Below are 5,928 nucleotides of genomic sequence, written 5' to 3'. Positions count from 1 at the left end.
CAGCTGGAAAAACCTGATGGATGCCTATACCTGCACCGAGTGCGGCAGGTGTACCAGTGTTTGCCCGGCCAATATTACCGGCAAGCTATTATCTCCCCGCAAGATCATGATGGATACCCGCGACAGGATCACCGAAGTAGGAAATAACCTGGATAAGCATGGGAAAGACTATGACGATGGCAAAGCCTTGCTCGATAATTATATCAGCCGGGAGGAATTATGGGCCTGTACCACCTGTAATGCCTGCGTAGAGGCCTGTCCGGTAAACATTAACCCATTGGAGATTATTACCGAAATGCGCCGCTATATCGTGATGGAAGAATCGCAGGCCCCTGCCAGCCTGAATAACATGTTTGGCAATGTAGAAAACAACGGCGCCCCCTGGAAATATAGCCAGGCTGACAGGTTGAACTGGGCGGAGAAGTAAAATGATAAATCCGAAATGGAAAACGGCGAAGCCCTGGTGAACGCCAAATAAAAATTAAATAATGGTGAAAAATCCAAAATCCGAAATAAAGATACCTACCATGGCCCAAATGGCTGCCGAAGGCAAAGAGCCCGAGATACTGTTCTGGGTTGGCTGTGCGGGTAGTTTTGATGAGCGGGCACAAAAAATAACCCGTGATATCTGTAAGATCCTGCATCATGTGGGTATCAGCTATGCCGTGTTGGGTACCGAGGAAAGCTGCACCGGTGACCCSGCCAAGCGGGCCGGTAACGAATTTTTGTTCCAGATGCAGGCCATGACCAATATCCAGGTATTGGATRGCTACCATATCAAAAAAATTGTAACCGGCTGCCCSCATTGTTTTAATACCATTAAAAACGAATACCCGGGCCTGGGCGGTAATTACGAAGTGATCCACCATACCCAGCTTATTCAGCARCTGATWGATGAGGGTAAGCTAAAAGCCGAAGGGGGCGAAAGCTTTAAGGGCAAAAAGATCACTTTTCATGATCCCTGCTACCTGGGGCGCGGCAACAATGTTTATGAGGCTCCGCGTGCGGCACTGGAGATTCTGGATACCGAGCTGGTAGAAATGAAACGCTGCAGATCAAACGGCTTATGCTGTGGCGCGGGCGGCGGGCAGATGTTTAAAGAACCGGAACCGGGTAAAAAGGATATCAACATGGAGCGGATCCAGGAGGTTATAGCAGTTAAAGCCCAGGTGGTGGCTTCCGCATGCCCGTTTTGTATGACCATGCTTACAGATGGCGTAAAACTCAATGAAAAAGATCAGCAGATACAGGTGCTGGACATTGCCGAGATCACCGTTAGGGCGAATGGGTTATAACGTTACAACATTTAATTATATAATTACCGAAGCCGGTTGTTTACAGGTTAAACATCACTTTAGCCAATACCATGCGCCCAGGTATGGCGTACGAGCTTGACGTAAATACATTGGCAGATAAGTATAACGCGGTATAGTTTTTTACGTTGAACAGGTTTTGGCCTGTTAGCTCCAAGTCAAGTTTGGTTTTGCTGAATTTGTAACGGATAGATGCATCAGCAAAAAAATATTTCAGGTCATTAGCCTGCTGCTGGTGGGTATAATAGTGGTCTGCCGAAAAATTAAAGAACAGCGTACTAAGCGGATTATAATTTACAGACGCGGTTTGTATCAGCCGCTGAAATTTTGAACTGTTACTTATAGCCGGCGACTTACTGGTGGTTTGGCTATAGTTAGCTTTATAGCTCATTGTTATAACATTACTTACCTTGGTTTCTGCACCTGCGTTTAAGGTTTCAGATATCGTGTTAAAAGGTAATATCAAGCCATTTTGCACCTGGTTTAATTTTGTGGTTTGCCATAATGCGCCCCCGCTGAAGGTGGTGTTTAAATCAAATGCATATTTACTTGCGTAACCACTTACTGTCCATGTATCCATATGGTTATTATAAGGTAATACAATCCGTTGCTGTATGTTATTGGTTAAAATACTGGAAGCGATATTGTTAGAATAGATATGACTATAAGCAGCATTCAGGCTAAAAAAGAATAGCGTAATGGCTTTTCGATAATTAAAGCCCAACCCGGCGTTCTGGCTTTGCCGCTCGGTTAAAGCTGCGCTGTTGGCATACAAGGTACGGTAATTGGTAAGTATATAGCCCCGGTACACATCCTGTATATTGCCGATGTTATTACGCAGGCTGTAATTCAGTGTAAAATAGTTTTCAATACCACTTTGGTATTTAACCGATAGATGCGGGTTAAAATACAGGCGGGTAAGACTGTTATCTAACTGATAATACGGATCATTATAGTGAGTTTGCTGCAGGCTAAGCGGCAGGCTCACATTAATTTTAAGAATTTTGCCTGGTATATCATAGTCTGCTTCGGCATACAATTTATTGCGCGACCAGCTTAAACTGTTAAGGGAACTATCAGATACCAGGTTGCTTGTATTGTTAAGCTGTATAACTGTAAGATCGGTGTTTAATTTTTGTGATTGCCCGCTGAAGCCTGCTTTAAAACTTTGCGTTAAATATTGCCCCGGTATTTTGTATGAAATATAATTATTTGTAAACCAGCCCGGGATATTAACCTTTTGAGTAAGCAGCGAATAATTGATGCCGCTGTTAAATATACCAGGATTCAGATTTGGTTCAATCACCCTGTTTTCTGGTTCGGATGTGCGGTTAATGTAACTGTAAACCTCCACAATTTTATTTGATTTAAAGGTTTGCATAAAATTAAGCTCGTTCGAAAAATCAAACAGGTTATCCTTAAAAGTCTGGTTTACGGGCACACCATTGCTGTTAAGGGCAGAGTACGCGGTGTTATGGCTGTAATCGGTAACCAGGTTATCATTCAAAAAATATTTGCTTTTATTAATATTAAGCGTAAACTGGCTGTGTATCAGATCGGGCCGGCGTTTATTGTGTTGTACCTCGGTATAGCGTATTGTATCACCGGGCAGGTATACTTCACTAAAACGCTGGTAATCCTGGCGCTGGTTATCGCGCAGATAGGAGATATTGGCCCGCAGCTGCACATCTTTTTTCAGGTTGATCAGGTTATTCAGGTTCACAATGCCCGACTGGTTAAACAAATACCTGTTACGCGGCAAATCAGGATCGCCCGCTGTACCTAATGAAAGTACGGTACCCGGTTTATCATTATCTATACGTTGCATGTAATCTGCCGCATTATGCGATACCAGGTCGCCTGCCACATCATACCCTGTATTGTTTCCCTTAAGGTAATTAATAGCCTTGTATTTATCCTTAAACATCATAGCGTTCAGGTCTTCATAATACTTCCCCGGCAGCCCCGCTCCTACGGTTTCCTGGCCTATCATTTGCATTTTCGCATCTTTTTTAATAATGAGGTTTAAGGCAACATCCTCACTTACAACCTTATCCTTCAGCATTTTTATGGGTTGGTGGTTTTCCATTACCTGTACCTGGTCAACCACCCCATTGGGGATGGTGCTGGTGGCAATATTGTATTTATCATCCAACAGGTTATCGCCGCCGATGTAGAGGTTTGATATAGCCTTACCATTATAGCTTATCTTGCCATCTTTGGCCACGTCTATCCCCGGCAGCTTTTTAATTACATCGCCAATTACTCTATCCTGCGGACTGCCAAAATCAGATACCTTGTAGCTCAGGGTGTCGCCGCTGGTGCGAAGTCGTGGCCGGTTATCTTTAACGGTAACCGTTTTTAATTGGTGCACCGCGGTGGAGAGTTTAAAGTTATAAGGTATTGTAAAAACTGTTATCGGTTTTATTTCTTTTTTAAAACCGATGCAGCTTATTTCAAGGGTAAGGCCATTCTTATCAGCATCAGCAGGCAGGGTTAAATTATAAGCCCCGTTTACACCACTGGTAGTATAGGCAATAATAAAGTTATTGCTGCCTTTCAGGTTGATGCTGGCATAACCCAAAGGTTTGCCGAGGCTATCTGTAACGGTACCTTTTATATTTTGGCCAAGGCATAGCACAGCCACGAGCATACATAAAATGAATGCCCCGGCACTTTTATGTAAAAAACTCATTTCTTTTCGGGTAATTCTATTGGGTTGTTAATCACCGGGCCGTTTCCATTTACCACTATCCTCATCTGGTCACCAGGACCAAGGCCTGGGCCATTTGCGCCCCCAGGTCTCATATTCATACCAGAACCAGCCATAGCCGATTTAGCAAATGCATTAGGATCCTTACGCATCGCTTCCTCCAGGCGCTTAAATTCCTTTTCAGTGGTTTTAACAGCATCGGTTGGCAGTGCAATAACATTGGGGTCAGCGTCATCTTCCATTCCTATCATTTTAACCGTTAACCCGCCTGTAGGCGCAGGTACACCAGCTGCTGTTTTCGGTGCGTTGCTCACTTCTTCCATGCCATCAAACTTAAAAACCACGTCTTTCCGGGCATCATAGGCTTCAACAATTAAGCCGGGCAAGCCGTTTAATTTCCAGGGGCCGGTATGAAAAGGCAGATCAGGGCAAAACCATGCTGTATAATCACGACCTTTAAAATGCCCCATGGCTTTCTGACAATGCAGTCCCGCAAAACTGGCCGTATCGTTGCTGATCTTCCAGCTGATGGCCGGCATTGGTTCCTCTATCAGGTAAGCTGTGATGAGCCTTTCTTTACGAACCAATTTACTTTGTAGCGGAAACTGGTAAAATTCGTTCCGGGTTGATTCTCCCCTGCTGGTCACTTTTATATTTATAGGTCCGCCATTTCCTTTTTGCTCGGCAACCTGGTCGGCAACCTGTTTTTTCATCAGAGCCTCCTGTATTTTGCGGTCATAACTTTTGTAAGCACTGGAGGTTGCTCCCACAAACAATATCATGTTTTCGGTATAGGGTTTATCGCGGTTGGTGGTGTCGCGCAGGTGCGAAAATTTATAATGAACAATCGCTTTGGCGGTATCAGGCTTTTGAGCCCTCACACTAAAAATAACAAGTGAAAAGGCGGCGAAAAGAAGGGTCGTTTTTTTCATGATGATCAGGATAAGTTTTTATTAACGAGCTGAAATTATTTTTGACAATTCAAATATAACTAACAAAATAGTTTTACTACGAACTTTTCGTAGAATTAACACTTTTTAACAAATGCACATGACTTTGCCATTGGTTGTTGTACCCAGAAGTGGAATAAAAAACTCCCCGGCAGGTTTATTTTCATATGGATTTGATGTTATTGATTTACACCATTACCTTGCAGCTGTAATTCAACTATAAAAACCCAAAAATGAAGCAAGGACTTTTAATTGATATGGACGGTGTGATCTACAGCGGAGAAGAGCTGATTGCCGGAGCCGATAAATTCATTAAACAACTGATAACTAATAATATACCTTTTGCATTTATGACCAATAACAGCCAGCGCACAAGCCTGGAGGTGGTACGTAAATTAAAAAGGATGGGCATAACTGTAGAAACCAAACATGTATACACCAGTGCAATGGCTACCGGCAAATTTTTGGGTGACCAAAGCCCCAACGGTACAGCTTATGTGCTGGGTGAAGGCGGGTTACTGACCAGCCTGCATGAAAACGGCATCACCCTGGTCGACTCGGACCCTGAATTTGTAGTTTTGGGTGAAGGCAGGAATTTTACACTTGAGATGGTACAACGGGCGGTAGATATGATTCTTGCCGGCGCAAAATTCATCACAACCAACAGGGATCCTTCCCCAAAAAAACCGGGATGGAATAATTTGGGTATAGCAGCTACCACAGCAATGATTGAAGAAGCAACAGGTCGAAAAGCATTTGTTACCGGCAAACCAAGCCCGGTGATGATGCGCTCGGCCCGGAAATTCCTTGGCCTGGAAACCGCGGAAACAACCGTAATTGGCGATACCATGGAAACAGATATCCAGGGTGGTGTTCAAATGGGGTATAAAACTATCCTGGTATTGTCTGGGATATCAAATAAAGAGACGTTAGGCAATTATGCTTTCAAACC

5 protein-coding genes are annotated in these 5,928 nt (G+C 43.7%); 3 read left to right on the top strand and 2 right to left on the bottom strand.

What is annotated here, in order from left to right; all coding sequences use genetic code 11:
• Window positions 1–427: 4Fe-4S dicluster domain-containing protein (locus AC1DO4_RS27455; protein WP_477420962.1), on the top strand; the 427-nt coding region annotated here is incomplete at its 5' end.
• A 61-nt stretch (window positions 428–488) separates the two neighbouring features.
• Window positions 489–1,295 carry a (Fe-S)-binding protein gene (locus tag AC1DO4_RS27450; RefSeq protein WP_477420961.1) on the top strand — a complete coding sequence of 269 codons (807 nt, stop codon included), beginning with the start codon at window positions 489–491 and terminating at the stop codon, window positions 1,293–1,295.
• Between the two features lie 40 nt (window positions 1,296–1,335).
• Here the strand turns inward: AC1DO4_RS27450 and AC1DO4_RS27445 are convergent, their stop codons facing one another.
• Complete coding sequence (locus AC1DO4_RS27445; RefSeq protein WP_477420960.1) at window positions 1,336–4,008, bottom strand: hypothetical protein; 2,673 nt, start codon at window positions 4,006–4,008, stop codon at window positions 1,336–1,338.
• Window positions 4,005–4,958, bottom strand: coding sequence for a GLPGLI family protein (locus AC1DO4_RS27440; RefSeq protein ID WP_477420959.1), 954 nt, complete (start codon window positions 4,956–4,958; stop codon window positions 4,005–4,007). Before AC1DO4_RS27440 ends, AC1DO4_RS27445 begins: the two co-directional genes overlap by 4 nt.
• Window positions 4,959–5,209: 251 nt before the next feature.
• Between AC1DO4_RS27440 and AC1DO4_RS27435 the strand changes: the two genes are divergently transcribed.
• On the top strand, window positions 5,210–5,928 hold a 719-nt coding region (locus tag AC1DO4_RS27435; RefSeq protein WP_477420958.1), incomplete at its 3' end, for an HAD-IIA family hydrolase.

It is taken from the genome of Mucilaginibacter sp. P5_A6 (assembly GCF_056400585.1).
Note: the sequence above shows the minus strand (reverse complement) of the source record. Positions and strands in the feature narration are given on the sequence as shown.